Below are 26,005 nucleotides of genomic sequence, written 5' to 3'. Positions count from 1 at the left end.
TCTAGTCACGACGGACCGGAAGACGGCGGGCAACCGGGCCCGGACGCATCCCGTGTGGTGCCCAGGCATCTGGCGGCAGTGGAGATCGGCACGTGAACGAGAGTGCGGTCCATTACCGCTTCGGACGTTTTCAGTTCATCCTTCCGCAGTTGACGCTCACCCGCGACGGCGAGCCGGTGAAGCTCGGGGGGCGCGCCCTCAACCTGCTCGCCGTGCTGGCCGAGGCGAATGGTTCGCTGGTGACGCGATCCTCGCTGCTCGAGAGCGTCTGGCCTGGTCAGGCGATCGACGAAAGCGCGATTCGGGTCCACCTGTCCGCGGTCCGCAAGGCGCTCGCCGAGGGCGGCGCCGGCGAAAGCGCGATCGTGAACGAAGCGGGACGCGGCTACCGACTGGCGCTTCCGGTGGTTAGAGAGGCGCACGGTCGCGTTGACGAAGAGCCGATCGCGTCTACAGGCGCAGCCGTCGCAACGCCGCTGCCTGTCCGCCTCGGATCGGTCTGGGGTCGCGACGCGATCGTTGCGGCGCTGGCGGAGGAACTCGGCCGGCGGAGGTTCATCACGATCGCCGGCCCGGGCGGGATCGGCAAGACGACTGCCGCCCTGCAGATCGCAGCACTGGTCAGCCGGGATGCCGGATCGACGGCTTGCTTCGTGGACCTGGCGCCCGTTGACGATTCCGCGAACGTGGAGGCGGTCGTAGCTTCGGCGCTGGGCCTGCCGCCCTCCGGCGGGGATCTTCTGGATCGCATCTCGGCCTCGGGTTCGGCGATGCCGACGCTCCTTCTCTTCGACAACTGCGAACAGGTCGTCGACGCGGCGGCTGGCGTCGTCGAGGACCTTCTTCGCACCATTCCGTCGCTGTCCGTGCTTGCGACGAGCCGGGAACCGCTGCGCGCCGAAGGTGAATGGGTGCACCGTCTGGCGGCCCTGGATTTTCCAGCGGTGGAGGACGAACTCGATCTGGACGCGGAGCGGACCTATCCTGCGGTCGCCCTGTTCGGCGAGCGGGCGCGCGCGGTCAACGGCGCCTTCCGGTTGGGGCCCGATACCATGCCGGCCGTGATCGAGATCTGCCGGAAGCTCGACGGCATGCCTCTTGCGATCGAATTCGCCGCAGCACGCTGCGATCTCATGGATCCCAGGCTGATAGCGGCCGGTCTGGACGACCGGTTCGGGCTTCTGACCCGTGGTCGGCGGACCGCCCTCCCCCGCCACAAGACGCTGCGGGCGGTCCTGGACTGGAGCTACATGCTCCTTGAACCGACCGCGCAGCGACTGCTCGATCGGCTTTCTCTGTTCCGGTCGGGCTTCGACGCGGACGCTGCGATGGCGACGGCGGTCGGCGCCGGCCTGTCACCGTCGGCCGCCCGCGACGCGCTTGCGGATCTCGTGGCCAAGTCGCTCGTCGGAGGCGTGACGAGTTCACGAAGCGTGCGGTTCCGACTGCTGGACACCACACGTCACTACGGACTGGAGCGGCTGGATGAACGCGGAGAGGGCGCAGAAGCCAGACGCGTGCACGCAGACCATCTGCTAAGTGTCTTCGAGAACAGCGCAGCCGCCTGGGAGGGCAAGGCCCCGAGGGAGTGGCTGACGGCCTACATCGGGCATATCGAAGACGTCCGTGGCTCGCTGCTCTGGGCGAACGGCGAAGGGAGCGCGCCTGCGCTGGCCGTCGAACTCCTGATCGCGAGTGCCGCCCTATGGTTCCACCTCTCGCTGCCCCGTGAGTTCCTGGTGCATGCGGAGACCGCCATCGCCGCGATGGACGGCGGCGCCGTGAATGGCGGACTGCAGATCGAACTGCTTTCCGCCTACGGCCATGCCTTGTGGCATACGCGAGGCCCCGTTCCCGAGATGCGGGACGCCTTCGTCCGCGCGATGGCCCTGGCGGAAGCGAATGGATCGGATGCATTGGCGTTGCGTGCGCTGTGGGGCGTCTGGGCTTACCACATACTCGCCGGCGAATATCCTGACAGCCTGACGCTCGCCCGGCGCTTCGCCGATGCCGTCGGTCCCGAAGGTGATCTCGCGGGCCGTCAGACGGGCGCCCACATGCTCGCCCTGTCGTACCATTTCGCTGGCGACCACGACGCGGCGGCCTCTTACCTCGACGACGTATTGGCCGGCGACGACGTTCCCGAACGGGCCAATCACGCGAACCATGCTCAGGTAGACGGCAAGATCGCGGCGATGAGCCTCATGATGCGCCTGCGTTGGCTGCACGAAGGCGATATCGCCGGAGCGTTGGAACTGGCCTGCGCCTGCGCGGACGATGCGGTGCAGATCGATCATGCCCTGTCGTCCTGCTACGGCCTGGCCATCGGGTGCATTCCCGTAGCGATCGTCGCGGGGAAGACGGCACTCGCGCGCGAATGGATCGCGGTCTTGGCGGACCATACCGGGCGACATGGGCTCGATCACTGGGCGACGTTCGTCGCCGGTTATCGACACGCGTTGGATGATCACGAAGTCCTAGCCGAAGGTACCAGGATGCAGCGGGAGATGTTCGAAGTCGCTGCCGACGGATTCGCGGAAGTCGCCTGGAACCTCGCCGTGAAGGCGTCGGCTTAACACCTCTTCCCAACGCTTAACTCACGCCCCCGTCCGGGGCGCGGCATCATGCCTTCATCAAGCCGGTCCGACGGATCGGCGCTTGGAGGACAGAGATCATGACCGCACACGCCATCCAGGAAGCCGACAGCACGCCGTTCGCCATCCTCGCCGCTATGCTGGAGGACGCAGCCAATTCGATCGACCGCGACATCGGTTTCGCGCTCGATCGCATCGTGGCCGTCCGCGACATGCTGCTCGGCCGTCAGTCGAAGGCGGTGCCTCAGCCGGAATCGGGCGGCCTCGCGCCCTGGCAGGCGCGTCAGGTCGCCGCCTACGTCGACGCCCATCTGGACGCAACGATCTCCAATGACGACCTGGCCGCCGTCGCACGTCTGAGCACCGGCCATTTCTGCCGCGCGTTCCGCCAGACCTTTGGTACGACCCCACACGCCTTCGTCATGCAGCGGCGGGTGGACAACGCGTCGACGATGATGATGCGCAGCAGCGAGCCGCTGGCCATCATCGCGGCGGCCTGCGGCTTCACCGACCAGGCGCATCTCAGCCGCCTCTTCCGCCGCCTAAAGGGCGACTCGCCTGCTACGTGGCGTCGTCAGTATGCGGCCCGCCCGCTTGCCCTTGCCGCCTGATCCCGGAGAGCAGAGCGGTCATGACTTCGAACCACGCGCGGATCGATCGAAACGTGCTGGTAGCGGCATCGCATCATCACCCGGCTCTCGATCCGGTCGTTCAGACCTTTCTCGATCGCTGCGGCGAAGGCCAAGCCGTCGACGGTCTTCTACATGATGATCGCCACACCGACTGCGACGTGTTTCGACCCCGGGGCGACGGAGCACGAACCGTTCCAATCATCGTCTACGTCCACGCGGGATCGTCGGAAGATCGGGCCGAGGCGCTTCAGAGTATCGCCGATCGCTCCGGCGCCGCAGTGCTACCGGTCGCGATCGAACCGGATGCAGGTCCCGCCGCCTCCGAACGGCGGGTGAACGAACGGTTGGCGTCGCTCGCCTCTGCGACTCCATGCCTGATTGACCCGTCCCGGTTAACCTTCGCGGGCGATGGTCTCGGCGCGCTGTCGGCGCTCGCGTGCGCGGGCGGCCCGCCCGGTGCAGGCAGTCGGGCATCGCTGCTCGTGCTCATTACCCCGGTGTTCGGACCTCCCGCGGGCGGCTTCGGCACGCACCGGATGAATGAAACGGCGGCCGATGCGTGCGCACGGAGCGGGCTCACCCTGACTGGTCCTGTCGGTTGGCCAGCCGACCGGTCCCGCGACTGGCTTAGGCGACTGCCTCCGATCCTGCTGCTTACGGCGGAGATCGACCCGTTCCGCGACGGAGCGGAGCACTTCGCACGCAGGATGATGGCGACGGAGCACGAGATCTCCGCGCACCGGAGCCTAGGCATGATTCACGACTTCTCGTGGCTTCCGCCGCTCGTGCACGCCCGCGGCGCCCTCGACGCGCAGCGCCTCGTGGCCAGCGCGGTCCGCGAGGCATTCTACTTCGCGACCAACCCGGACGCCCGCACGTGCTGAGGCCTTCCGATCGTGTCGTCGCACTGCTGCTACCTGTTGCGACACGTATCGAGTGTTCGAATGCCGCTGGCCCCGTTCGAGGCATCGCATCAGCCTGTACGGCAGCAGTTCGAAATGTTGGACTGACGCCGCTCCGATCGAGGTGCATGGTCGGATCAAGACGACGTAGTGCGATAGGACGGGCAAAGATGGACAACAGAATCGGCGAGCTTCAGGTCTTCCTTCGGGTAGTCGAGACCGGGAGCTTCTCCGAGGCGGGCCGGGTGCTGCTGACGACCCCCTCCACCGTGAGCAAGCTCATCGCTCGCATGGAGGCGAGGCTCGGTGTTCGGCTGATGGAGCGTTCGACGCGAGCGCTTTCCCTGACCGACGAAGGCAAGCTCGTCTACGAGCGCGGCAAAGCCCTCGTCGCGAACTTCGAGGAACTCGAACTCGACATCGCCAAGGGCGCCAGTCAGGCGCGCGGGACCGTCAGGGTGAACGCGTCTATCGGTTTCGGCACGATGGGACTGGTGCCGCTGCTTTCGGAGTTCTGGGATGCCCATCCCAACATCGTCGTCGATCTTTCCGTATCCGACGAACTGGTCGACCTGTATCTCGACAGGACGGACATCGCGTTCCGGATCGGCACTCTCGTCGACTCGAACTTGATCTCGCGTCGGATCGGTGCGGCGCAGAGGAAGATCGTGGCCTCTCCTGCCTACCTTGAGCGGCACGGTACGCCAACTGCGGTCGAGGATCTCGACCGGCACAACTGCCTGGGATTCAACTTCCGCCGCGCGGCGCCCGTCTGGCCGCTGAGGGAAGCGGGCGCCGTCGTGAACCGCACGGTGCGCGGAAACTTCCTGACCAACAACGGCGGCACGGTGCGGCATCTCGCGATCGCCGGCGCCGGCTTGGCACGCCTGGGCGAGTATCACGTCCGTGACGACATTGCGGACGGCCGTCTGGTAGAGGTCCTTTCGGAAGCCGGATGTGGCGACGAGGAGGATGTCCATGCGCTCTACATCGGTGGCCCGCTGATGCCTCAACGTGTCCGTCTGTTCCTCGACTTCTTCGTGCCCCGGCTGCAGCAGTTCATCGCCAATGATCTCGCCGCGGGTCCCGGCGCGTCCGGACGGCACATGCCGACGTCGAGGCCGTCGACGATCTAACCAGGCCTCCGCAAGAGGAATGCGGCCTGACGGGCGCCGGTCATCCGGCGCCCACGTACCTTCGATACCGAGCGAAAGCCGGAGCCGGCTCTGACGAACCGAAGGCGGCCCGGCTGTTGTCCCCATCAGGGCGGCAATGTCGAGACTGCGACCGGCCTATCCGTGGCCCGAGACGTCCGTGCCATGCTCCGACCGGTCATACGACATGCCGCGTGATGCGGATGTGACGGCCCCGCCCCTACTTGGCCTGGGGGCGGAACCGTCGCCATCGTATCATGCGGGCAGAGGAGCCTCGGGCGAGACCAGCCCGGCCAACCGCAGTTCGTTCCAGAATGCGGAAGGGATCGGCGCTTCGGCCAAGGCGAGGTTCTGGGCGCTTCGGCCCGGGCGGCTGGCGCCCGGAATGATCGCGGCGACCGCCGGGTGGGCCAGACAGAACTGCAGGGCCGCAGCACGCAGATCCACCCCATGCCGTTCGGCCATCGCCTTGAGGCCGTCGACGCGCTCCTGCATCTCCGGAGTAGCCTTCTGGTACTCGTAGTGCTCGCCGCCCGCCAGGATACCGGAGTTGTACGGTCCCCCGACCACGATACCCGCTCCGCGGCGTTCGGCCTCGGGCATGAGCTTGGCGAGCGCGTCAGCGTGATCGAGAAGAGTGTATCGTCCAGCCAGGAGGAAGCCGTCCGGATCCGCCCGTTCGAGTGCGATCACGCACGGCTCGACGCGGTTCACTCCGAGGCCCCAGCCTCCGATCACCCCTTCGTCCCGCAGTCGGGTCAAAGCAGCGCCCGCACCTTCGAGTGCACCGTCCAGAACCTCGACCCAACGATCACCGTGGAAGTCCTTGGCTGCGTCGTGGATCCAGACGTAGTCGATGCGATCGGTCCGGAGCCGTTCGAGGCTTTCTTCGATCCCGCGAAGAGCGCCGTCGTACGAATAGTCGTACACCACCTTGTTCTTCCGTCCGAACTCGAACAGGCCTCCCTTCTCGCCGAGATCCGCCTTGCCGACCTCCATTTCGTCCAGGATGCGCCGTCCGACCTTGGTGCTCAGGAGATACTCGTGGCGGGGACGCCCCTCGAGAGCGATCCCGGTCCGGATCTCGGAAAGCCCTGCACCGTACATCGGAGCGGTATCGAAATAACGGATGCCTGCGTCCCAGGCGTCGGCGACGGTCGCGATCGCCTCCTCCTCGGGGATGGCACGGAACATGTTGCCGAGCGGTGCGCCGCCGAAACCTTGTCGCAGCGGGATGGAGATCGTCATCGGTCATACCTTTCGTGGATGGGGACGAGGCAGGAAGACCTCATCGCGGCCAATTCGCCGGCTCGGTAGTCATATGCATCGCCCCAGGCGTCGTGATTAGAGCATGCGCACTCCCATCACCTGCGACGCCGGTTCACAGATCGTCTAGCGGCGTTCGCTGCAGCGGTTTTGTACGATCCCGCTGCAAATACGCGAAAACGGCTCTGACCTCCTGCGACGAGAGAGATGTCGCGAGGGTTCGATCAGCATCCGTTCGTACGGACGAGCAAGAGTAGCGCGGCCGCCCAGGGCAAGGACCCGTGGTTCGGCCGATCTCAGAAGACGCTGCCTGCGTTCGACCCACGACCTCGTTCGCCGGGCGCTGCGGCGATCGCCAAGACGTAGGTGTCTCGGCCGAGCCGCGGTCAGATGTCGCTTAGTCCGGGTAGTTCTACATCCGAGCGACCGAGTTCGACGAACTGGTCCAGCAGCCAGGATGCGGCAGGTCCCGGGGGAGCGTCGCGGCGCCACACCCCGGCGAAACGGTAGGTCCCGCCGAGATGATCCGGCATGCGCAGCCGGACCAGGGTTCCCGCCATAAGGTCGGCTTCGACCATGCCCAGCGGCATGTTGCCCCAACCGATCCCTTCGCGGAGCAGAGAGTGCTTCGCGCCGAGATCTGCGAGCCGCCAGGTCCGTGCGCTCAGTACCGAGAAGTCCCTCCCCTGGGTAAGGGGAGACCGGTCCGTCAGTACGAGCTGTATGTGACCTCGGCCGCTGCCCAATTGAGGAGTCGTCATTCGGGCAAGCGGATGGTCGGGAGCAGCCACCGGTACCATGGTGACGGAACCGGCTGGAAGCCGGTCCAGTTCGTCCACCCCTGCTGCCAGGGGTCCGGAGATGCCGAGGACCGCGCTGCGATCGAGAACCAGGGAAGCCACCGCGCCCAGTGCTTCGACGTGAAGGCGCAGGCTGACGGTCGGGAATTCCACGTTGAATGCTCGGAGCACCGAACCGAGCCGCGACGCCGGCAGCATCACGTCGACGGCGAGGTTCACCTCGGCTTCGAGTCCGTCGAGCAGTCCCTTGACCTTCGCCCGCAGCCCGTCGAAGCCCTGACCGATCGTTCGAGCCTCCGCCAGAACGGCACGCCCCGCGTCCGTCAGCTTCGGCTTGCGTGTGCCTTCGCGATCGAAGAGCAGCACGCCCAGTTGCGCCTCAAGGTTCGCTATGCCGTAGCTGACCACCGACACGGCTCGGTTCAGATGCCGCGCAGCCCCCGCGAAGCTACCCTGATCGACGACCGCCAGAAACGTACGAAGCTGCTCGTAGGTAGGGTTGCCAGGGTTCGACATATCAACTTTCCTGTATGATCCGTGCGACATTATCGCCCTGATCAGAAAAGTCGATGCTCCCTATCTCCGGTTCTCAGCGCGGATCGATCGTCCTCGCTACACAAGGAGACATTCGATGATCGACGTTCGACCATTTGCGAAACTCGGCGGCGCCAACCACGGCTGGCTGGACGCCAAGCATCACTTCAGCTTCGCGAGCTATTACGATCCCGACCGCATGGACTGGGGTTCGCTGCGGGTTTGGAACGATGACGCGATCGCGCCGAAGGCGGGGTTTCCACCTCATCCGCACCGCGACATGGAGATCATCACCTACGTCCGCGAAGGCGCTATCACGCACGAGGACAACCTCGGGAACAAGGGAAGGACCGAAGCGGGCGACGTCCAGGTCATGTCTGCAGGGACGGGCATCGCCCATTCAGAATACAACGACGAGGACGTGACGACGAAGATCTTCCAGATCTGGATCGAACCCAGCCGTAGAGGCGAGAAGCCCGCCTGGGGAGCCAAGCCATTTCCGAAGGGCGCCCGCTCCGGCCAGTTCGTCGTCCTTGCAAGCGGCTTCGACAACGACGCGGACGTACTGCCCATCCGTACCGACGCCAGGGTCGTGGGCGCTACGCTGAAGGCCGGCGAAACGGCCGAATATACGCTCGGTGCGAACCGCCGCGGCTACCTCGTTCCTGCATCCGGCGCGGTCGAGGTAAACGGCCAGCGGGTCAACGAACGCGACGGCGCAGCGATCAAGGACGAGGAAACGCTTCGCGTCATGGCGATCATGGACAGCGAAGTCGTCCTGGTCGACGCGGCGTGAACCGTCGCCGCCGATCGGAAACGATCGGCGGCGCTCCGTTGCGCAATCTGGCCGACGCCAGCTTCAGGTCCAGAATACCGCGGTAGGGGTGGTGCCAGCCGTGAGACATCGGATCGCGGGCGCCACGGCCCTACCGGCATCGACCGGCTCAGCCGCTTGGCGTCACCAAGATCGCGGCGGTCAGCATCCGGCGTGCGTATCATGGCGCTGCGGTCCCTCTGGATGGCAAGCCGGCGGGATGGCTTCGACAGAGGCGGGCAACGCGCGCTTCGGCCAACTCGTCCGTCGATTCGACAATCACGGCGCGACGGTCCGGTCCATTTCCCCTGAGGTCATACAAGCCTGAAGGAAAAACGAGATGAAGTCCCTACTAGCCGCATCGACGATGCTCATCGGTACCCTGCTGCCGTTGTCAGCGGCGGTAGCCGAACCGGCCCGCCCGGCCGCATCCGCAGAAGCCACTCCCGCCGCGTCGGAGGTCACCGTGGTACTCGTGCACGGTGCATGGGCAGATGGATCGAGCTGGTCGAAGGTCATTCCCCTTCTGCAAGCCAAGGGCATCAAGGTGCTCGGCGTTCAGAACCCGCTGACGTCGCTCGCCGACGACGTCATCGCCACGAAGCGCGTCCTGGCCGATGCGACTGGCCCCGTCGTCCTCGTCGGACACAGCTGGGCCGGCACGGTCATCACTGAGGCGGGCACCGACCCCAAGGTCAAGGCTCTGGTCTACGTGGCGGCCTTCGCCAACAAGGAAGGCCAGTCCGGCGGCGATCTCGTGGCCGCCTATCCGAAGACGCCCGCTCTCGGGACCGTCTGGGACGACGGTCACGGCTTCCTGCGTCAGACCGAGCAGGGCATGCTCGACAACTTTGCCGCAGATCTGCCGCGGGCCGAAGCGCGGACGATGTTCGTTACCCAAGGCGCGCTCGCGGCCAGCACCTTCGGGGACAAGGTCACCGTTCCCGCGTGGCGCACGGTCCCGTCGTGGTTCGTCGTCTCGGCGAACGACCGGGTCATCGCGCCTCAGATGGAGCGTGATCTCGCCGCCGAGATGAAGGCCAAGACGACCGTGCTTCAGTCGAGCCACGTCTCGCTTCTCTCGCATCCGAAGGAAGTCGCCGCCGTCATCGAGGACGCGGTCGCATTCGTGACGAAGGGCACAGCGAAGTGATTGCCCGGGTGTCTGACCGCACGATCGGGATCATCCCGCTCCTTGCGGCGCTCCTAACGCCGGCGATGGTGGTCACGCCGGTCACCCCCGCCTTCGCGTCCGCCGCGGCCGTGGGCGGACAGGCACCCGGCTACTACAGGATGCACATCGGCCGCTTCGAGGTGACCGCCCTTCTCGACGGGACGCATCCGTTCCCGGCTGAGAAGCTGGCGGTCGGTGCGAAGCCCGGACAGGTCAACCAGCTGCTCGGCAGACAGGACCTCAGTTCGCCGTTCGAAGGGATGATCAACGCGTTCCTGGTCAACATGGGCGACAAGCTCGTCCTGATCGATACAGGCGCCGGCAATCTCTACGGCAAGGACGGCGGCGGCCTCGTTGCTGCCATCAGGGCGGCCGGCTACACGCCCGACGAGGTCGACGACATCTTCATCACCCATCTGCACGAGGACCACGCTGGGGGCCTCATGATCGACGGCAAGCCGGTCTTCGCCAACGCGATCGTCCACGTGTCGAAGCTCGACTCGGACTTCTGGCTCGACAACGCCAACCAAGCCAAGGTCGGCGCACTTCTCAAGCCGTTTTTCCCGGCCATCCAGAAGGTCGTCGCGCCGTACATCGCCGCCGGCCGCTTCAAGCCATACGCCGACGAGACGGCGCTGCTTCCCGGCCTAACGCCCATCGCGGCGCCGGGACATACTCCGGGGCACCATTACTATCTTCTCGAAGACGGTGGTCAGGCGATGCTGTTCTGGGGCGACACCGTCCACATGCTGCCGGTCCAGGTTCCCGATCCGAAGATCGCGATCGAGTACGACTGGAACGTCCCGCTTGCGATCAAGGCTCGCGAGCACGCGCTTGCACTAGCGTCCAGCAAGGGTTGGTGGGTGGCCGGCGCGCACATATCCTTCCCTGGGATCGGCCATGTCCGGACAGCAGGCGGAAGCGCGGGCGAATACCGGTGGATACCGGCCAACTACACCTTGAACCGCTGAGAAGCGTTGCCGGCGTCCGTGTCCGAGGCAGGACCAACAGCCGGCTGGCGGCCGAGAGAGGATCCCGATGAACACGGAAACCATCAGACTGCTTGAGACGATTCGCCAGTTGTTGGCGGACACGCTGACCCAGGCGGACGCGATCGGCGAGCACGTTATCGCGGCCAATGTCTCGATGGCTCTCGAACTCACGGCGGCGCGTCTCGGTGGCAAGCCCTTCTGATGCGGACGCGGGCATCCGCTTCCTACGTGGGATCGGACGCTCCGAACCGAAGATAGATAAGGACGTGACATGAAGAAGATCGGATTCCTATCGTTCGGCCACTGGTCGCCCTCGCTGCAGTCCGCGACGCGCTCGGCGGGCGACACGCTTCTCCAGTCCATCGATCTCGCGGTGGCTGCCGAGGATCTCGGCGCCGACGGTGCCTACTTCAGGGTCCATCATTTCGCCCAACAGCTCGCCTCGCCCTTTCCCCTGCTGGCGGCGGTCGGCGCTAGGACGAAGAGTATCGAGATCGGCACCGGCGTGATCGACATGCGGTACGAGAACCCCTTCTATATGATCGAGGACGCCGGCGCGGCCGATCTCATCAGCGGTGGCCGGCTGCAGATTGGTATCAGCCGGGGATCGCCGGAGCAGGTCGTCGAGGGCTGGCGCCACTTCGGCTATGCTCCCACGGAAGGACAGACCGATGCGGACATGGGCCGCGCTCATGCGGAGGTTTTCCTCGATCTCCTGAAGGGCGAGGGCTTCGCGCAGCCGAACCCTCGTCCAATGTTTCCCAATCCGCCGGGTCTGCTTCGTCTTGAGCCGCACGCCGACGGTCTGCGCAGGCGCATCTGGTGGGGCTCGGCCTCGAACGCGACCGCGCTTTGGGCAGCGGAGCAGGGAATGAACCTCCAGAGCTCCACGCTCAAGGCCGACGAGACCGGAGAGCCGTTCCATGTCCAACAGGCCGATCAAATCCGCCGCTACCGACGCGCATGGGACGAAGCCGGACATGCATGGCAGCCGCGCGTCTCGGTATCGCGGTCCATCTTCCCCCTCATGGACGACAGGGACCGGTCTTACTTTGGACAGGGGGACGCCGGCGACCAGAGAGGCGTCATCGACGACATGCGCGCCATCTTCGGGCGCTCCTACGCGGCGGCTCCCGACGCGCTCATCGAGGAGTTGCGCGCGGACGAGGCGATCGCCGAGGCCGACACGCTCTTGCTGACTGTGCCCAATCAACTGGGCGTGGACTACTGCGCCCACGTGATCGAGGCGGTCCTGCACGACGTCGCGCCAGCGCTCGGATGGCGTTGAGCGAGGCCGGAACCGCCGGCACCAGTTCGAACCGATAGAGACGTTAGGATCATCCGTGGCAAAGCTATTCCAACCCCTGTCCGTCGGCGGACTTCGTCTGCCGAACAGGATCGTGATCGCACCGATGTGCCAGTATTCGGCGGTAGATGGCCAGATGACCGATTGGCACACCATCCATCTCGGAGGGCTCGCCCTTTCGGGCGCGGGCCTGCTCACGATCGAAGCCACGGCCATCGAGCCTGCGGGACGGATAAGCTACGCCGACGTCGGACTTTGGGACGATGCCACCGAGGCCGCTATGGCGCGCACGCTTGAGAGCGTTCGCAAGTGGTCGGACATGCCCATCTCAATCCAGTTGTCCCACGCCGGGCGGAAGGCTTCGACGGAAGTGCCCTGGAAGGGCGGCGGGCAGATTCCGGCCGACCGGATCAATGGCTGGCAGACGCTGGCGCCGTCGCCGTTGCCTCTGGATGATCGGAGGGATGCTCCGGTCGAACTTGATCACAGGGCCATGAGGCGAATCCTCGGCGGGTTCGTCGACGCGGCACGGCGGGCTGCGAGGCTGGGACTGGACGCGGTCCAGCTCCATGCGGCGCACGGCTACCTGCTGCATCAGTTCCTCTCTCCGTTGTCCAACCACCGCACTGATGAATACGGTGGCGACCTAGCCAACCGGATGAAATTCCCCCTCGACGTCTTCGATGCCGTGCGAGACGCGTTTCCGAGCGACAGGCCGGTAACCGTGCGCATCTCCGGCTCGGACTGGGTCGAAGGGGGTTGGGACATCGAGCAGACCGTCGCTTTCGCCAAGGCGCTGGAGAGGCGGGGATGCGACGCAGTCCACATATCGAGCGGCGGGCTCGATCCTGGCCAGCAGATCCCCCTCGGACCGAACTACCAGGTGCCGTTCGCACGAGCCGTTAAGGAAGCCGTCGTATCGATGCCCGTGGTCGCCGTGGGTCTGATCACCGAGTTCGAACAAGCGGAAGCGATCATCGGAACCGGTGACGCGGACATGGTCGCGCTGGCACGTGCGATGCTCTACGATCCGCGCTGGCCATGGCACGCGGCGGCCCATCTGGGCGCGAGCGTGAAGGCGCCCGATCAGTATCTTCGGTGCCAGCCGCGCCGATACCGCGATCTCTTCCAGACGGCGGGGGAGGCCGACCCGAAACCCTGAAGCCGGCGGCTCGCATCTGAAGCGACTGCGCGCCTGAGGTACGCACTTTTGGAGCCGCCGATCTCGAAGGCGCCACGGAGTAGGCAGGTTCGTCAGCCGTATCGTTCCTCGGCCCAAGGATCGCCACGGTTGTGATAGCCCCTCGTCTCCCAATACCCGGGCTCATCCTCGGTCACGTAGCGTATGGAACGAAGCCATTTGGCGCTCTTCCAGAGATAGAGATGGGGAACGACCGCGCGAACCGGCCCGCCGTGTTCACGCGTGAGCAGGTCACCGGCCCAGGAATGCGCGAGCATCGCCTGATGGTGAGCGAAGTCGGCTAGCGCGAGGTTCGTCGTGTAGCCGTCACTCGAGCCGAGCACGACGTGGGTGCGGTCCGAAAGCGGCGGGTAGGCTGCAAGCAGGTCGGTGGTCGCGATGCCGTCCCAATCGTTGTCGTACCGCGACCATGCCGTGACGCAATGGATGTCCGAACGGATGGCGGTCTGGGGAAGGTCCAGGAAGTCGTGCCACGTCAGGCTCACCCCGCCCTTCGAACTGCCCTCGATGCTGAGCGTCCATTCCTCATGTCGGATGGCGGGTTCCACGCCGAGATCGAGCACGGGCCATTTCGTCGTCAGGTGCTGCCCCGGCGGCAGTCGTTCGACGCGCTGCGCCGGCGTCGGCGGCTTCGAAGACGTATGCGCCTTCGCGCGATCGATCTTGCGAAGGGTGAACCCGCTTTCCGGCGGCGTGGCTTCGGGTTCGTCTTCCATGCAACCTCCGTGCTGCCGGCAGGTAGCCTCCGCTTGCACGAAACCGACGCCGTATGTGCAGACCTGACGCAATGCGACCCCCGCGGGTTGCCGTGTCCGGTCGTGGTCCTAAGTCTCGACCCGACCTGCATGAGGAGTCAACAATGCGTCTGCCCCCAATAGCTCCGTCGGATCTCACCGATGCGCAACGGCCCCTGTTCGATCAGATGGCCGCTGGCGTGTCGGCGAAGTTCCAAGACTTCACGACGACGCGCGACGACGGCGCCATGCTCGGCCCATGGAACGCTTGGCTTCACGATCCCGAACTCGGCGCTGCATTCTGGGGATCGACGCAGGCCTTGACCAAGGCGAAGCGCATTCCCGACGCCGCGCGGCAGGTGGCGATCATCGCGACAGGCGCGCATTTCGGCGCCGCGTATGAGATCTACGCCCATTCCGCCGTCGCGCGGGCCAAGCATGCGATGACGGATCGCCGCATCGCGGCGCTTGCTGCAGGCGAACGTCCAGACGATCTCGACGACGACGAGGCGACCGCGCACGACGTTGCGAAGGGGTTGCTCCGCGGCGGCCCCCTTCCCGCTCCACTCTACGAACGCGCCCTCGCCCGCTTCGGTCAAGCCGGAACGAACGAGTTGATCTACCTGGTCGGTCACTACTGCTTCGTATCGATGACCTTGAACGGCTTCGACGTCCCGGTGCCGCAGGACTAGGGCCGGCCGCAGCTAAGAATGCCCACGGTGGAACGGATCGGATGCCGCTTTCGGGACCCGGGCAAAGATTAGGTTCGGATCATCCAAGCCTCCGGTAGGCTGACGCCGTACCCTCATTGCACGCCTCCCCGAAGGCCGCCGTGGGATCGTTGCATCGCGCAGCGGGCGTCGGCCGTTGATGTTGAAGGCTAGGCCGCGCTGTCGAGCGTGGCTTGGATCATCCTGATCAATTAAGGCGTGCGTCCTGCTCAGCCGCAATTGATCGCGGTGTCGGCAACTTTACGGGTCGCGTTACGAGCGAGGTGGGGAACCCGCACCTCGCTCGTGCACGACCTGCCGCGTCAACCGGTGCGGAGGAGGTACTTGTGCATCCCGGACAGGACGAGCGCCCCGTCCTGATTGTGGATCGTGACGTTCGTCGTCACCTCGCCCTTGCCGTCCAGCGGCTTGAGATCGACGATCTCGAGTGCTGAGTAGAGGGTGTCCCCGGCGTGGACCTCGACGAGGAACTTCGCCGAAAGCTCGGTGAAGGCGATGAATATCGCGCCGAAGTTGTGGGGCAGAAGCGTCGCTCCGGGTGCCGTGAACGCGAGGACCTGCAGACCGTGCACGACGGGTGCGGGATGACCGTAGCGTTTCGCGTAGCCGACGTCGTAATGGATCGGATGGTTGTCGCAGGAGACCGCCTGGAAGGCGGACGCATGCGCGTCCGTCAAAGTCCGGCTCGGTGCGCGGAATATCTCGCCTACCTTCAGGTCGTCGAAGGAGCGGGCCGGAACGATCTGCCAGTCGGTGGCGTCGAATGTGAAGCTCATTGTCTATCCTCAGCTTGGCTTGATCATGTCGCGAGCGTAGTCGAGGCCGATGCCGTACCCGCCGCCGTGATCGACGACGATCGAACGGGCGGTCTCGTAGGTCTCGTGCCGCGTCCAGTCCCGTTGCATCTCCAGCAGGAACTGCAGCCAGGACGTCATGATCGCCCCCGCCTGCTGCATCCGGACAAGCGCCGCCTCGTGGCTCGCAGTGGTCAGTCCGCCGCACGCATCCGCAACCACGTGGACGCGGCGTCCTTCCGCCAAGGCTGAAAGGACCGGAAAGCTCACGCATGCCTCGGTCAGAAGACCGGCGACTACGAGGACCTTACGGCCTGTCGCCTCGATCGCCGATCGTACTGCCTGGTCCTCCCAGAGGTTCATGTTCCGTCGCTCGATCGGCGTGACGTCGGGCAGCACGGCGCGCAGCGGCGGCATGAGCGGCCCGCTGTACACTTTCGACGCCGACGTGCTCGCAACGACGGGAATGTCGAATGCTACGGCAGTCCGGGCGAGTGCGACGGCGTTGCTCCGAAGAACCTGTCGGTCCGCCGAACCTGCGGCGAAGGCGAGCCCGGCCTGTTCGTCTACCAAGACCACCGCGCAGTCCGCGGGGGTCAGGAGTGCATTGTCCGCCATGATCCGTCTCCATGTTGATGACGAGACAATGGCCGATCAGGAACCGGCGTTCTTGGCGTTGCTCCGCGCGATTTGGACCTGGCGGACATCGGCTGCATCGAACGGCGCCGAAGCGACCGGCTCTGTTGAAAATGATCTTCCGCCGGCAGCAGGAGCGCAGGTAACCGATCGACCGTCATGATGAAACGCCCGCCCTGCCGGCGAATGCTCCTGCACCAATGCGCTGCCACCCCCCTTTCGGGGGTACCGACTTCACCCCGTCCGGGGCTGATGCTCCTGTCGCGAAGCGCGTATAATTACGCAATGGCAACGAACGCATCTGATCTCGCGTCGGTTCGATCGTCGGGCGATGGTCCACCCGTCCGCTGGTCGCACCTTGCGCGCGCCGGACTGCCGGTTGCTCTGACCGCCGTCATCTTCGCGCTGGACGCGCTCACGACCCTGCCCGGCGCGATTGCAACGCTCTACGTGATGACGCTCTTGATGGTGGGCACGGAAGCCGTCGGTCGCCGCACCATCATCACATGGTCCGTGGCATGCGCGGTGCTGACGCTGCTCGCCTTCGCGATCGTCCACGGGCGCGCGCCGGAGATGACGGCAGCGTCCAGGCTCGTCATCAGCCTGCTGGCCAACGCAGTGACCACGATCCTGCTGCTCAGAGGCAAAGCTGTCTATGCCGCAATGGAGATCAGCGAGTCACGCTACAGGTCAATCTTCAACGAGCTCGCCATCGGGATCTGGGAACACGACTTCACGACCGTGCAGGCCACGCTTTCGGAACTGCGCTCGCGTGGCGTCGTCGATCTTCGCCGCTACATCGCCGACAACCCGTCGTTCGTCGCCGAAGCGCGCCGGATGGTGCGGATAACCGACGTGAACGCAACCGCCATGACGATGATGGGGGTGCAGTCCCCAACCGAGTTCTTCTCGCATCTGAGCGACTTCCTGCCGGAGACGGACGATACGTTCGCGGAGTGCCTGATCGCGATCGATGAGCGCCGCGCGCTGTTCATAGCCGAGACGATGGTTCAGCCGCGACGCGGCGATCCGATTGACGTGATCGTGATGTTCAGCCTGTCGGGCACTGGGCCTCTTGCCCGCGTTCCCGGCAGCGTTCTTGACGTCAGCCAACGGAAGCGGCTGGAGACGCAGATGGCCCGGACCCGTGCCGATCTCGCCCGGGTCCAGCGGGCGAGCGCACTCGGCGCGATGACTGCGTCCATCGCTCACGAGATCAATCAGCCGCTCGCCGCCATCAGCGGATATACCGATGCAGCGTGCCGTTGGCTCCGTCGCGACCCGCCCGCCATCGACGAGGTCGATGCCGCGTTGAAGGGCTTGGTTGCAGCGGTCGATCATGCGGGACAGGTCGTTCAGCGGGTCCGTGCGCTGGTCGGGAACGCGCGGACGGAGACTCAGCCCGTCGATCTGAACGACGTAATCCGCGAGGCCGCCTCGTTGTTCGAACGGGGCGCGACCGAGGGTTCCGCCAGGATCGTCCTGGAACCCGAAGCTGATCCGGCGGTCTGTGAGGCGGACCCCATCCTGCTCAAGCAGCTGCTCGTGAACCTCGTCACCAACGCCATACAGGCGATGCATCTGATGCGTGCCGCCGACCGCGTGGTGACGCTCTGCGTGCGGCGTACGGCGACGCACGCGATCATTGCGGTAGAGGACAACGGGCCGGGCTGGGACATCGACCGGGACAGCGCGTTCCAGACCTTCTACACGACTAAGGCCGAGGGAATGGGCCTGGGTCTTTCGATCTGCAAGGCGACCATGGAGAGCCTCGACGGGGCGATCGAACTCGGTACCACCGATCAGGGCGGGGCATCCGTGCTGCTGAAATTTCCGATAGGTCGAAGCGCTAGCGGCGGATCGCCTTTTCCACCGCGGCTATCAGTAGTTTCGAGTCCAGAGGTTTCTCGAGAAGAGCCGCAAATCCGAGTTTCTCGCATCTAGACGCAAGGGTGGGATCCGCATGGGCCGTCATCAGGATGATCCTGGGAGGACGATCGTGGCTCGCCAGTTCGGCAGCGACGGCAAGGCCCGAACGGCCCGGCATCTGCAGGTCGGTGAGCACGCAATCGACCACGACGCCCGAGGATAGAAAGGCGTCGCCGCAATCGAACACGTGGGTCCGATGGCCCATCGATCTAAGAAGGCTCGAGACGGCTCCTCGGACCAGATCGTTGTCATCCACGACCGCAATATTGGCATGGTGCAACGGCGTACCTCTCATGCGCCCGAATGGGGCGACGATGCCTACTAACCAGTGGTCCGGCAAAAGTAAGCCTATACAAGCGTCTATGTCAGGATAGCTTACCTAGCCGCGCCGTAGGAACTGGCACCGCTCTCGACCCCTGTCTTCGAAAGGACTTCGGCTAGCCGAACAAGATCCGCGACGGTCCGGACGCCCATCTTCTTCATGACGTTCGCCCTGTGCATCTTCACCGTGATCTCGGCTATGCCCAGCTCACCCCCGACCTGCTTGTTGAGCAGACCGCGAACCACGCCGGCCATGACTTCGGTCTCCCTCGGGGTCAGTGAATCGTGCCGGGTTCTCACGGCTGCCGTATCCTCCGCAGCGGAAATCTGATCGCGGCCTCGCGCCAGGGCGGCGTTCACCGCATCGAGGATGTCCTGGTCCCGCACGGGTTTGGCCAGGAAGTCGACGGCTCCCGCCTTCATCGCCTTGACGCTCATGGGGATGTCCCCGTGCCCCGTCATGAAGATGATCGGAATGTCGGCGCCCCTCGACGCAAGCGTCTCCTGGAACTCGAACCCGCCGATGCCCGGCATTCTGACGTCCACCACCAGACAGCAGAGCGTTTTTGGAAGCGGTGCGTTGAGGACCTCCGCTGCACTGCCGTAGCAGATGGTCTTCAATCCCACCGATCGGAACAGGCTGTCCAAGGCTCCGCGGACGAGCTCGTCGTCATCGACGATGATGACCAGTGCTTCGGTCGTGTCGTACATCTCGCGGGCTCCTTTCCTATGTGATGAGAACGGGTGCGGATAACGCAAAATCGGGACCAATCCTACAAGCCCCGCCTCGCGTGCCCTGCGAAGAGAGGACGGAACGGGGCGCAATGGTCGCGCGTCGCGAGGAGCGCTTCATGCCGTACGTAACCGCCAAGGATGGTACCGAACTCTATTACAAGGACTGGGGCACTGGTCCAGCAATCTTCTTCAGCCATGGCTGGCCCCTGAGCGCCGACATGTGGGAGCAGCAGATGATGTACTTCGCATCGAACGGCTTCCGTGTCCTGGCCCACGACCGTCGCGGATTCGGACGGTCAAGCCAGCCTTGGACAGGATACGACTACGACACGTTCGCCGACGACATCGCCCTGATCCTGCAGACCACGGTCGTCCAGGACGTCACGATGGTCGGCTTCTCGATGGGTGGCGGCGACGTTGCGCGCTACATCTCGAAGTACCGCGGCGCCCGCGTCGCTAAGGCATGCCTTACGTCCTCGGTCACTCCCTACTTCATAAAGGCCGACGACAACCCGGACGGCGCGCCCAAGGCCATCTTCGACGGCATCCGCGAAGGCCTGATCAAGGACCGTCCGCAGTTCATCGACGACTTCTCGACGCTGTTCTACGGAACCAACAAGCATCCGGATGCCGTGTCGGAAGGCATTCTCAAGCAGACGCTTCAGATCGCGCTCACCGCATCGATCAAGGCGACATACGACTGCGTAACGGCGTTTTCCGAAACCGACTTCCGTGCCGACATGGCGGCTTTCACGATGCCGACCCTGATCATACACGGCGAGGAGGACCAGACCGTTCCCATCGGGATGTCGGGGGAGGCGGCGCACAAGCTGATCCCGCATTCGGAGTTCAAGCGGTACGCGGGCGCACCTCACGCCCTCACTATGACCCATCGAGACCAGTACAATGCCGATCTGATGGCTTTTCTGAAGAGCTGACGGTTCAGAAAACCTGACCGTGCGGTGGGTGACTCGATCGCTCACCGCTTCGGACGCGGGTGACTCGAGCCGTAGTCTCGTCGATCAGCCTAGCGCGTTCCCCCACGCCACCTGTCCTGACCCATCCAATGCCCTCCTACCTCCGCGCGCAGCCTGCGAAATCAAGGAGCGGCGGGCCCGCCTCGTTCCGAGCCCCGCATATCGTTTCCGTCGAGGAGGCAGAGGTATCGACCCTGTTCATGGTCAGGCTCATCTCGACCTCGTGCTGCGCGAGAGCCCGTTCGGCATGCTCCCGAAGAACCCGACCCTTCCGAAGGTATTGCGCGGGAATCGCCAAGAAACGGCGCATGATTCCATGATCCATGTGCGCGAAGGCGGAATGGCTGATCCTGTCGAGGCCTTCCGAAGTCGAAGCGTTCACCCGGAGTTGTCGAAGTATGGCGAAATCGAAAAACGAGCCTCCTGTGCCGATCAACCGTTCCATCGGATCCTGGCGGGGGACGCGGATCGAAATCGTTGGGGATCACGTAGCCAACATCCCGGCGATGCTCTCCATTGCGGGGATGTTCGCTCGTGAGGCGGACGGTATGTCGATCACGGGAGGGCTGGCGCATTTGGACGACGCGTTGGGCGGCGCCGTGCGCCGTATGCGGTCCGACGGCATCTTCGAAGGCCGGCTCGGCGAAACCATGGTGTTGTCCACACCGCCCCTCCCCGTCAGAGCGGACGCGATACTGATGATCGGGTTGGGCGACCCGGCCGATTGGACGCCGGAGGTAATGCGATCCGTCGTTGCCGTGGCGGCACGAAGAGCCATGCAGCTTGCCGTGTCCAGCGTCGCTTTTGCGCCGAGTCTTCATGACAGCGGGCTGCGCGGCCGTATCGTGGTGGGGGCCGAACCGGCCATGATGACGGGGCTGTGCGGCGAAATCGAGGTCGCGGGAGGCAAGCCACCCGAACAATGGGTCTTCTGTGCCCACCCTGCTCACTTCGAGGTCACGGCGCGCGATTTCGCGCTGGCGTTCAACGACCTGTCGGCGCCATGCTGACGACCGTGACGACATCCAAGATAATCCGCGTCCTGGTCGTCGACGACCATCCCTTTCTTCGTGAGGGCGTGCATGCGGTCGTCTCGACGCAGGCGGACCTGTGCGTCGTGGCCGAGGCCTGCAACGGAACTGGGGCGGTCGAGCAATACCGCGCACACCTTCCCGACGTCGTGCTCATGGACCTGCAGATGCCCGGTATGAGCGGACTCGAAGCGATCGTCGCGATCAGGTCCGAGTGGCCTGACGCGCGAATAGTAGTTCTCACCACCTATTCGGGCGATGCGCAGGCGTTGCGTGCTTTGAGGGCTGGCGCCTCCGGCTACATCCTCAAGAGCAGCCTGCGGAAGGAACTGCTGGATACCATCCGCTCGGTATACGCTGGCGGCAAGCACCTCGACACGGCCGTGGCGACCGACATAGCCATGCACGTCATCGCGGACGCGCTGACCGATCGGGAAATTAGCGTTTTGGAGTTGGCTGCCGCAGGTAACTCGAATCGATCCATAGGGAATCGGCTCAACCTCGCGGAGGAGACGGTGAAGGGGCACATGAAGGCAATCTTCATGAAGCTCTCGGCAGCGGATCGCACGCATGCCGTCGCCATCGCAGCCCGCCGGGGAATAATCGACCTCTGACGGGGGTTTTCCCGCTGGACCACCTATATCTTGGTCTAGTCTTCACCGACCTTGGTGGTGGGGGACCGAACCTCACGTCCGATACCGTCGGCACGCCCCCTCCCCGTACGATGCAGCATCAACAATCGGGGACCACCGATCATGCTGCAACAATCGATGCTCAACCATTCCTCGCTGCCCCCTCGGGTTTCGCCGCCCATGCTGACGGATCTGATCGCCGGGGCTCGGCGGTCCCTCGAGGCCGATCCGATCCTGGCTCGCGACTATCTGGACCGCATCGCGGCCCTGTTCTCGAAGACCGTCGACCCCTTCGAGGCCGTGCTGATACCCGCGCTGCCGGTCGTCGCCGGCGTCGAGGCGGCCAAGGGCGGCCTCACTCCTTGGCAGATCGCCCGAGTTCGGGAGCACATCGACGAGAAGCTGGAACAGACCGTTCTTGTCGAAGCCCTGGCTTCGGTGGCTCGCCTGAGCTCGGGACACTTCTGTCGTGCGTTCAAGGTCAGCATAGGCGAGACGCCGCACGCGTTCCTGATCCGCCAGCGCATCCGCCGTGCCCAGACGCTGATGCTGCGGACGACCGACAACCTCAGCCAGATCGCCTGTGCGTGCGGCCTGACCGATCAGGCTCACCTCACCAGGTTGTTTCGACGGATCGTCGGGGAGACGCCACTCGTGTGGCGTCGCTCATGGCGCGAGGGCTGAATTCCACATATGGTTTGCAGAGGAACTGCGCGAGCGCTGTTCCTTGGCGGCCGTAGCCCACCAGAGGACATCGTCGGCGAAGCCTGCGAAGTTGTGATCCAGGGCGTCACCGGCCTGGCCCACCGGATCGGCCTCCGGATCAAGCGTCGAGGCGATCGGTCCCACGGCTACGCTGCGTGGCACGACGACCATCCCCAGTTCGGCCAGCGTCGGATGCCAGGCGCATCCGGCCCGCACCCCGCCGAAGCGTCCGGTCGAGTATGTCGCGAGCGCAGCCGGTTTCCGGAGCCACTCGTCCTGGAAGTGGTCGACCAGGTTCTTCAGTCCCGCCTGCATTCCCCAGTTGTATTCGCCCGCCACGAAGAGGAACGCGTCGGCCGCTGCGAGCTTCTTCGACAGCGCCTCCATCGCCGGAGGGGCGGCGCCTGGAGCGAACTCGTCATACGTCCTGTCGAGCATCGGAAGCCCCACTTCGCGGGCGTCCACGAGTTCGGCGTCGACGCCCCGCTTGCGGAACTGCCGGATGCTGTAGTCTGCCAGCCTTATGCCCATGCGATCGGCTCGATAGGAGCCATAGAGGACGAGTAGCCGGAGCGTCACGACGGTCGCCATCCGTGCGGTGCCGATGTCGAGGCGCAGAAGTCGACGCGGTCTGAGAGGACGGGTTCGAAGCGGTGGCGGGTCGGCATCATTCGAACCTGAAGCTGGCCGGCGGATCGCTTGCCGGAAAAGTTTCGAGTTCCGCCTCTTCGATTGCGTCCTCCACGGGATCGATGTCGGACGGGGGTGCGTTCGCTTCGGGCTCGCAAGGGTTCATGGGGATTTCCTTTCGGTATCACCATGTTCCGTCTCTCCAGACCGGTATTGCATCCTCTGCGCGTGGTTTGCACGGAATGGCCGAAGGCGGGCGCGGTGCCCAGTCTGCACCGGCCGCAGATCCGAGGTGGAAGCGCAAGTGCTTCCCTCGGTTCCGGTCACGTGAAAAGACTTCGAGGACCATCTTACCGCACGTTCGACCAAATTGGTTCGCCGGGTGCAAGCGGCGCAACGAACCCGGAGCTATCAGACGGTCAGCGCCAATCCCTGCCCAGTCCGAGATCGAGGCCCGGTTCGACGGCGCGCACGCACTGCCGCGAAGGAGATTGAGATGCGAGGGTTTCAGGCCGTTCCACAACTCGACGACCACGAGTGGTCGGCGGTCGCGTACGCCTTGGACGACGCCTACGGCATTGGTCTGCCGCGAGCGCTTTCGAGCGAGAGAGCCGGACTGCTAGGTCGGATCGCATCGATGCTGTTTGGATGGCGGGAACGTCCAGCAATCTCCGATCCGCGCAGCGACGCGGTGAGGCGTTTCGTATGGGCGAGCCGGCTCCGCAGTCCGGAGGCAGCGCAGTTCATGCCCGCGCTTTCAGACCTGGGCTTCAGCCTTGCACAGATCGACGCTCTCGCGCTGCTTTCGCACTGACGTGGAGGCCGCGGTCTCGGGTAAGCAGCGCGTCGCCCGTCGGTCATGACGACTGGCCGCTATCCTGGACATCTTCGTAGTACGACCAACAATGAATGAGACGAAGGCCGGACCGGTGCGTGCAAACTGTACCGTTCGAGCGCGGGATGTGCCTAGCCCTCTCGGGCTGGTCTGCGAAGTTCTTGAAGCGAAGATGTCCGGTATCGTTTCGTCAGATGAACAATGAACAGCGGTTCGTCATTTCGATGCGATCGTTCGAACAGCGCATGTTTCCTACAAGATGTCACGGTCATTATCGAGCAACCTGCGTCGGACTGCATCACTACCGCGAGTGACGAACATGCGCACCATCCTCGCTTTCCAACCGACTGCGACCTCCAGCCATTCGGGGCCGCCAAGATCGCGCACTCGAGAGGACAGCGCCGTGCTGACGGAGAACCTTAGACTGACGATGGCGACGGCCGGCCACGATCTCAGACAGCCGCTCCAGATCATCCTGGGGGCCGTTGAGAGGCTCGGCAAGTTGGCGAGCGACGACACCGACCGGATGTGGCTGAATGCCGCCCGCCATCAAGTCTCGCGACTGTCCGACGGACTGGAGGATCTCACCGACGCTGCCCGCCGGCCGCGGGACGATCGCCCGAGCCCTGAACTGCAGACCGTCAGGGTGGGAAGTCTGCTTTCCAAGGTCGCGGCCGAGTTCGCTCCGGCCGCTGCCGATCGAGGCCTCAGGCTGTGCTTCGTCGACTGTGCGGCGATCATCACGACCGACCCTGAACTGCTCGTCTGCGCGCTCCGGAATCTCGTGTCGAACGGCTTGAAGTATACCCGCCGCGGAGGCGTGGTCATCGGGTGCAGGCGCCGACGCGGACTTCTGTTCATCGACGTCGTCGACAGCGGAATGGGCATCTCGTCGGACGACTGCCGCCACATCTTCGACGCATACCGCCAAGTCGATGCGCGGGCGGACGGCATCGGGCTGGGTCTCTACCTGGTGCACACCAACTGCATTGCGCTCGGCCATCACCTCGACTGCGAGTCCGTCCCCGGTCGAGGATCCCGGTTCAGCATCCGGGTCGGTGCGGTTTCCGCATCGAACGAATAGCGATCGACGTCCAACCGTCCTTATCGCGTCAGGATCATCCAAGACCGTCGCGGTCAGCCGCGGCAAACCCCTCTCACGGATCTCGATGACGTCACTTGTCAGATCCATCGAACGAAAACGCTCAGATTATACAGATGCCGGCGATGACGTGGGCGAAGTAGATCGGGGTTCACCAGCCAGATCCATCGGGAGACAATCATGACAATCACCGCAACGGCAACTCCGGGCAAGTCGCTCATCTCGCCGACCGATCACGTCCTCGTCCTGATCGACTTCCAGTCGCAGATGGCATTCGCGACCAAGTCGATCTCGACCGAGCTTCTGCGCAACAACGCAGCGCTGATCAGCCGCGGAGCGAAGTCGTTCGACGTGCCGACGATCCTGACGACGGTCGCCGTCGACAGCTTCTCGGGGCCGATGTTCGATGAGATCAAGGAGGCGTTTCCAGGCCAGGCGATGCTCGACCGCACCTCGATGAACACCTGGGAGGACCAGGGCGTGATCGACGAGGTCAACCGCATCGGCAAGGAGCGGATCGTTTTCGCAGGCCTCTGGACGAGCGTCTGCATCGTCGGCCCCATCGCCTCCGCGATCGATCAGGGCTTCGACTGCTACTTCATCGCCGATGCCTGCGGCGACATCTCGGTCGAAGCGCATGACCGCGCGGTGCAGCGCATGATCCAGCTCGGCGCCAAGCCGATGACCTCGCTCCAGTACCTGCTCGAACTGCAGCGCGACTGGGCTCGGACGGAGACCTACGACTCCACGACCGGCATCGCGAAGAAGTGGGGCGGCGCCTACGGGCTCGGCGTCACCTACGCGAAGACGATGTTCGGTGCGTCAGAAGGCGCCCACGCCTGAG

The 26,005-nt window shown here is 64.7% G+C and carries 27 protein-coding genes; 19 read left to right on the top strand and 8 right to left on the bottom strand.

All coding sequences use genetic code 11. The annotated features are described in order from the left end of the window. The first annotated feature begins 92 nt into the window (after positions 1 to 92). From AC59GX_RS04470 to AC59GX_RS04455, 4 genes are all read left to right on the top strand, one after another. The gene (locus tag AC59GX_RS04470; RefSeq protein WP_497301064.1) at positions 93 to 2,576 is read left to right on the top strand and encodes an ATP-binding protein; all 2,484 of its coding nucleotides are present in this window, start codon (positions 93 to 95) and stop codon (positions 2,574 to 2,576) included. A gap of 98 nt (positions 2,577 to 2,674) precedes the next feature. Next, positions 2,675 to 3,205 carry a helix-turn-helix domain-containing protein gene (locus AC59GX_RS04465; protein ID WP_497301063.1) on the top strand — a complete coding sequence of 177 codons (531 nt, stop codon included), beginning with the start codon at positions 2,675 to 2,677 and terminating at the stop codon, positions 3,203 to 3,205. 20 nt (positions 3,206 to 3,225) lie between these two features. Further along, on the top strand, positions 3,226 to 4,110 hold the full coding sequence (locus AC59GX_RS04460) for an alpha/beta hydrolase (RefSeq protein ID WP_497301061.1): 885 nt from the start codon (positions 3,226 to 3,228) through the stop codon (positions 4,108 to 4,110). Positions 4,111 to 4,298: 188 nt separating this feature from the next. Continuing rightward, complete coding sequence (locus AC59GX_RS04455) at positions 4,299 to 5,264, top strand: LysR family transcriptional regulator (protein WP_497301060.1); 966 nt, start codon at positions 4,299 to 4,301, stop codon at positions 5,262 to 5,264. Between the two features lie 273 nt (positions 5,265 to 5,537). Here AC59GX_RS04455 and AC59GX_RS04450 read toward each other — a convergent pair whose 3' ends face one another. Beyond that, positions 5,538 to 6,530, bottom strand: a complete 993-nt coding sequence (locus AC59GX_RS04450) for an aldo/keto reductase (protein ID WP_497301058.1) — start codon at positions 6,528 to 6,530, stop codon at positions 5,538 to 5,540. A gap of 404 nt (positions 6,531 to 6,934) precedes the next feature. Further along, complete coding sequence (locus tag AC59GX_RS04445) at positions 6,935 to 7,864, bottom strand: LysR family transcriptional regulator (protein WP_497301057.1); 930 nt, start codon at positions 7,862 to 7,864, stop codon at positions 6,935 to 6,937. 115 nt (positions 7,865 to 7,979) lie between these two features. On the opposite strand from AC59GX_RS04445, the gene AC59GX_RS04440 reads away from it, so the two are divergent. From AC59GX_RS04440 to AC59GX_RS04415, 6 genes are all read left to right on the top strand, one after another. Beyond that, a complete protein-coding gene (locus tag AC59GX_RS04440) occupies positions 7,980 to 8,678 on the top strand; it encodes a pirin family protein (protein ID WP_497301056.1) in 699 nt (232 codons plus the stop codon). 358 nt (positions 8,679 to 9,036) lie between these two features. Next, positions 9,037 to 9,849, top strand: coding sequence for an alpha/beta fold hydrolase (locus tag AC59GX_RS04435; RefSeq protein WP_497301055.1), 813 nt, complete (start codon positions 9,037 to 9,039; stop codon positions 9,847 to 9,849). Positions 9,850 to 9,857: 8 nt separating this feature from the next. Continuing rightward, positions 9,858 to 10,841 (top strand): MBL fold metallo-hydrolase, encoded by a 984-nt coding sequence (locus AC59GX_RS04430; RefSeq protein ID WP_497301054.1) that lies wholly within the window; start codon positions 9,858 to 9,860, stop codon positions 10,839 to 10,841. A 67-nt stretch (positions 10,842 to 10,908) separates the two neighbouring features. After that, positions 10,909 to 11,064, top strand: a complete 156-nt coding sequence (locus AC59GX_RS04425; RefSeq protein WP_497301053.1) for a hypothetical protein — start codon at positions 10,909 to 10,911, stop codon at positions 11,062 to 11,064. Between the two features lie 69 nt (positions 11,065 to 11,133). Continuing rightward, positions 11,134 to 12,150, top strand: coding sequence for an LLM class flavin-dependent oxidoreductase (locus AC59GX_RS04420; protein WP_497301051.1), 1,017 nt, complete (start codon positions 11,134 to 11,136; stop codon positions 12,148 to 12,150). A gap of 55 nt (positions 12,151 to 12,205) precedes the next feature. Next, positions 12,206 to 13,330: an NADH:flavin oxidoreductase/NADH oxidase gene (locus AC59GX_RS04415; RefSeq protein ID WP_497301050.1), complete on the top strand. Its 1,125-nt coding sequence runs from the start codon at positions 12,206 to 12,208 to the stop codon at positions 13,328 to 13,330. 92 nt (positions 13,331 to 13,422) lie between these two features. Here AC59GX_RS04415 and AC59GX_RS04410 read toward each other — a convergent pair whose 3' ends face one another. Continuing rightward, positions 13,423 to 14,085 (bottom strand): sulfite oxidase-like oxidoreductase, encoded by a 663-nt coding sequence (locus AC59GX_RS04410; protein ID WP_497301049.1) that lies wholly within the window; start codon positions 14,083 to 14,085, stop codon positions 13,423 to 13,425. A gap of 143 nt (positions 14,086 to 14,228) precedes the next feature. Here AC59GX_RS04410 and AC59GX_RS04405 point away from each other — a divergent pair, with 143 nt between their 5' ends. Continuing rightward, on the top strand, positions 14,229 to 14,795 hold the full coding sequence (locus tag AC59GX_RS04405) for a carboxymuconolactone decarboxylase family protein (protein ID WP_497301047.1): 567 nt from the start codon (positions 14,229 to 14,231) through the stop codon (positions 14,793 to 14,795). 341 nt (positions 14,796 to 15,136) lie between these two features. Here AC59GX_RS04405 and AC59GX_RS04400 read toward each other — a convergent pair whose 3' ends face one another. Next, complete coding sequence (locus AC59GX_RS04400; RefSeq protein WP_187503632.1) at positions 15,137 to 15,610, bottom strand: MaoC family dehydratase; 474 nt, start codon at positions 15,608 to 15,610, stop codon at positions 15,137 to 15,139. Between the two features lie 9 nt (positions 15,611 to 15,619). Further along, a complete protein-coding gene (locus AC59GX_RS04395) occupies positions 15,620 to 16,246 on the bottom strand; it encodes a hydrolase (protein ID WP_497301045.1) in 627 nt (208 codons plus the stop codon). 303 nt (positions 16,247 to 16,549) lie between these two features. Between AC59GX_RS04395 and AC59GX_RS04390 the strand changes: the two genes are divergently transcribed. Further along, positions 16,550 to 18,208, top strand: a complete 1,659-nt coding sequence (locus AC59GX_RS04390; protein WP_497301044.1) for a sensor histidine kinase — start codon at positions 16,550 to 16,552, stop codon at positions 18,206 to 18,208. On the opposite strand, the gene AC59GX_RS04385 is transcribed toward AC59GX_RS04390, so the two are convergent. After that, positions 18,114 to 18,398, bottom strand: coding sequence for a response regulator (locus AC59GX_RS04385; RefSeq protein ID WP_497301342.1), 285 nt, complete (start codon positions 18,396 to 18,398; stop codon positions 18,114 to 18,116). The genes AC59GX_RS04390 and AC59GX_RS04385 overlap by 95 nt on opposite strands. 170 nt (positions 18,399 to 18,568) lie before the next feature. Next, positions 18,569 to 19,225, bottom strand: a complete 657-nt coding sequence (locus tag AC59GX_RS04380; RefSeq protein ID WP_497301042.1) for a response regulator transcription factor — start codon at positions 19,223 to 19,225, stop codon at positions 18,569 to 18,571. A gap of 140 nt (positions 19,226 to 19,365) precedes the next feature. Between AC59GX_RS04380 and AC59GX_RS04375 the strand changes: the two genes are divergently transcribed. The 4 genes from AC59GX_RS04375 (at position 19,366) to AC59GX_RS04360 (ending at position 22,573) form a co-directional block, all read left to right on the top strand. Continuing rightward, a complete protein-coding gene (locus tag AC59GX_RS04375) occupies positions 19,366 to 20,187 on the top strand; it encodes an alpha/beta fold hydrolase (protein ID WP_497301041.1) in 822 nt (273 codons plus the stop codon). A gap of 437 nt (positions 20,188 to 20,624) precedes the next feature. Next, complete coding sequence (locus AC59GX_RS04370; RefSeq protein WP_497301040.1) at positions 20,625 to 21,236, top strand: M17 family peptidase N-terminal domain-containing protein; 612 nt, start codon at positions 20,625 to 20,627, stop codon at positions 21,234 to 21,236. A 5-nt stretch (positions 21,237 to 21,241) separates the two neighbouring features. Next, complete coding sequence (locus AC59GX_RS04365) at positions 21,242 to 21,871, top strand: response regulator transcription factor (protein WP_497301039.1); 630 nt, start codon at positions 21,242 to 21,244, stop codon at positions 21,869 to 21,871. Between the two features lie 141 nt (positions 21,872 to 22,012). Then, on the top strand, positions 22,013 to 22,573 hold the full coding sequence (locus AC59GX_RS04360; RefSeq protein WP_497301037.1) for a helix-turn-helix domain-containing protein: 561 nt from the start codon (positions 22,013 to 22,015) through the stop codon (positions 22,571 to 22,573). Here the strand turns inward: AC59GX_RS04360 and AC59GX_RS04355 are convergent. Beyond that, the gene (locus AC59GX_RS04355) at positions 22,556 to 23,185 is read right to left on the bottom strand and encodes an NADPH-dependent FMN reductase (RefSeq protein WP_497301035.1); all 630 of its coding nucleotides are present in this window, start codon (positions 23,183 to 23,185) and stop codon (positions 22,556 to 22,558) included. The two genes, AC59GX_RS04360 and AC59GX_RS04355, sit on opposite strands and share 18 nt — an antisense overlap. 535 nt (positions 23,186 to 23,720) lie before the next feature. Here AC59GX_RS04355 and AC59GX_RS04350 point away from each other — a divergent pair. The 3 genes from AC59GX_RS04350 to AC59GX_RS04340 all read left to right on the top strand — a co-directional run bounded on the left by AC59GX_RS04350 (position 23,721) and on the right by AC59GX_RS04340 (position 26,004). Beyond that, the gene (locus AC59GX_RS04350; protein ID WP_497301033.1) at positions 23,721 to 24,038 is read left to right on the top strand and encodes a hypothetical protein; all 318 of its coding nucleotides are present in this window, start codon (positions 23,721 to 23,723) and stop codon (positions 24,036 to 24,038) included. A 424-nt stretch (positions 24,039 to 24,462) separates the two neighbouring features. Beyond that, a complete protein-coding gene (locus AC59GX_RS04345) occupies positions 24,463 to 25,143 on the top strand; it encodes a sensor histidine kinase (RefSeq protein ID WP_497301031.1) in 681 nt (226 codons plus the stop codon). 198 nt (positions 25,144 to 25,341) lie between these two features. Continuing rightward, positions 25,342 to 26,004, top strand: a complete 663-nt coding sequence (locus AC59GX_RS04340; RefSeq protein ID WP_187503644.1) for a hydrolase — start codon at positions 25,342 to 25,344, stop codon at positions 26,002 to 26,004. The last annotated feature ends 1 nt before the right edge of the window (position 26,005 follow it).

This window comes from Sphingomonas sp. 320_CC, assembly GCF_059691795.1.
The sequence above is the reverse complement of the archived record's forward strand: the minus strand, read 5'-3'. Positions and strand labels throughout refer to the sequence as shown.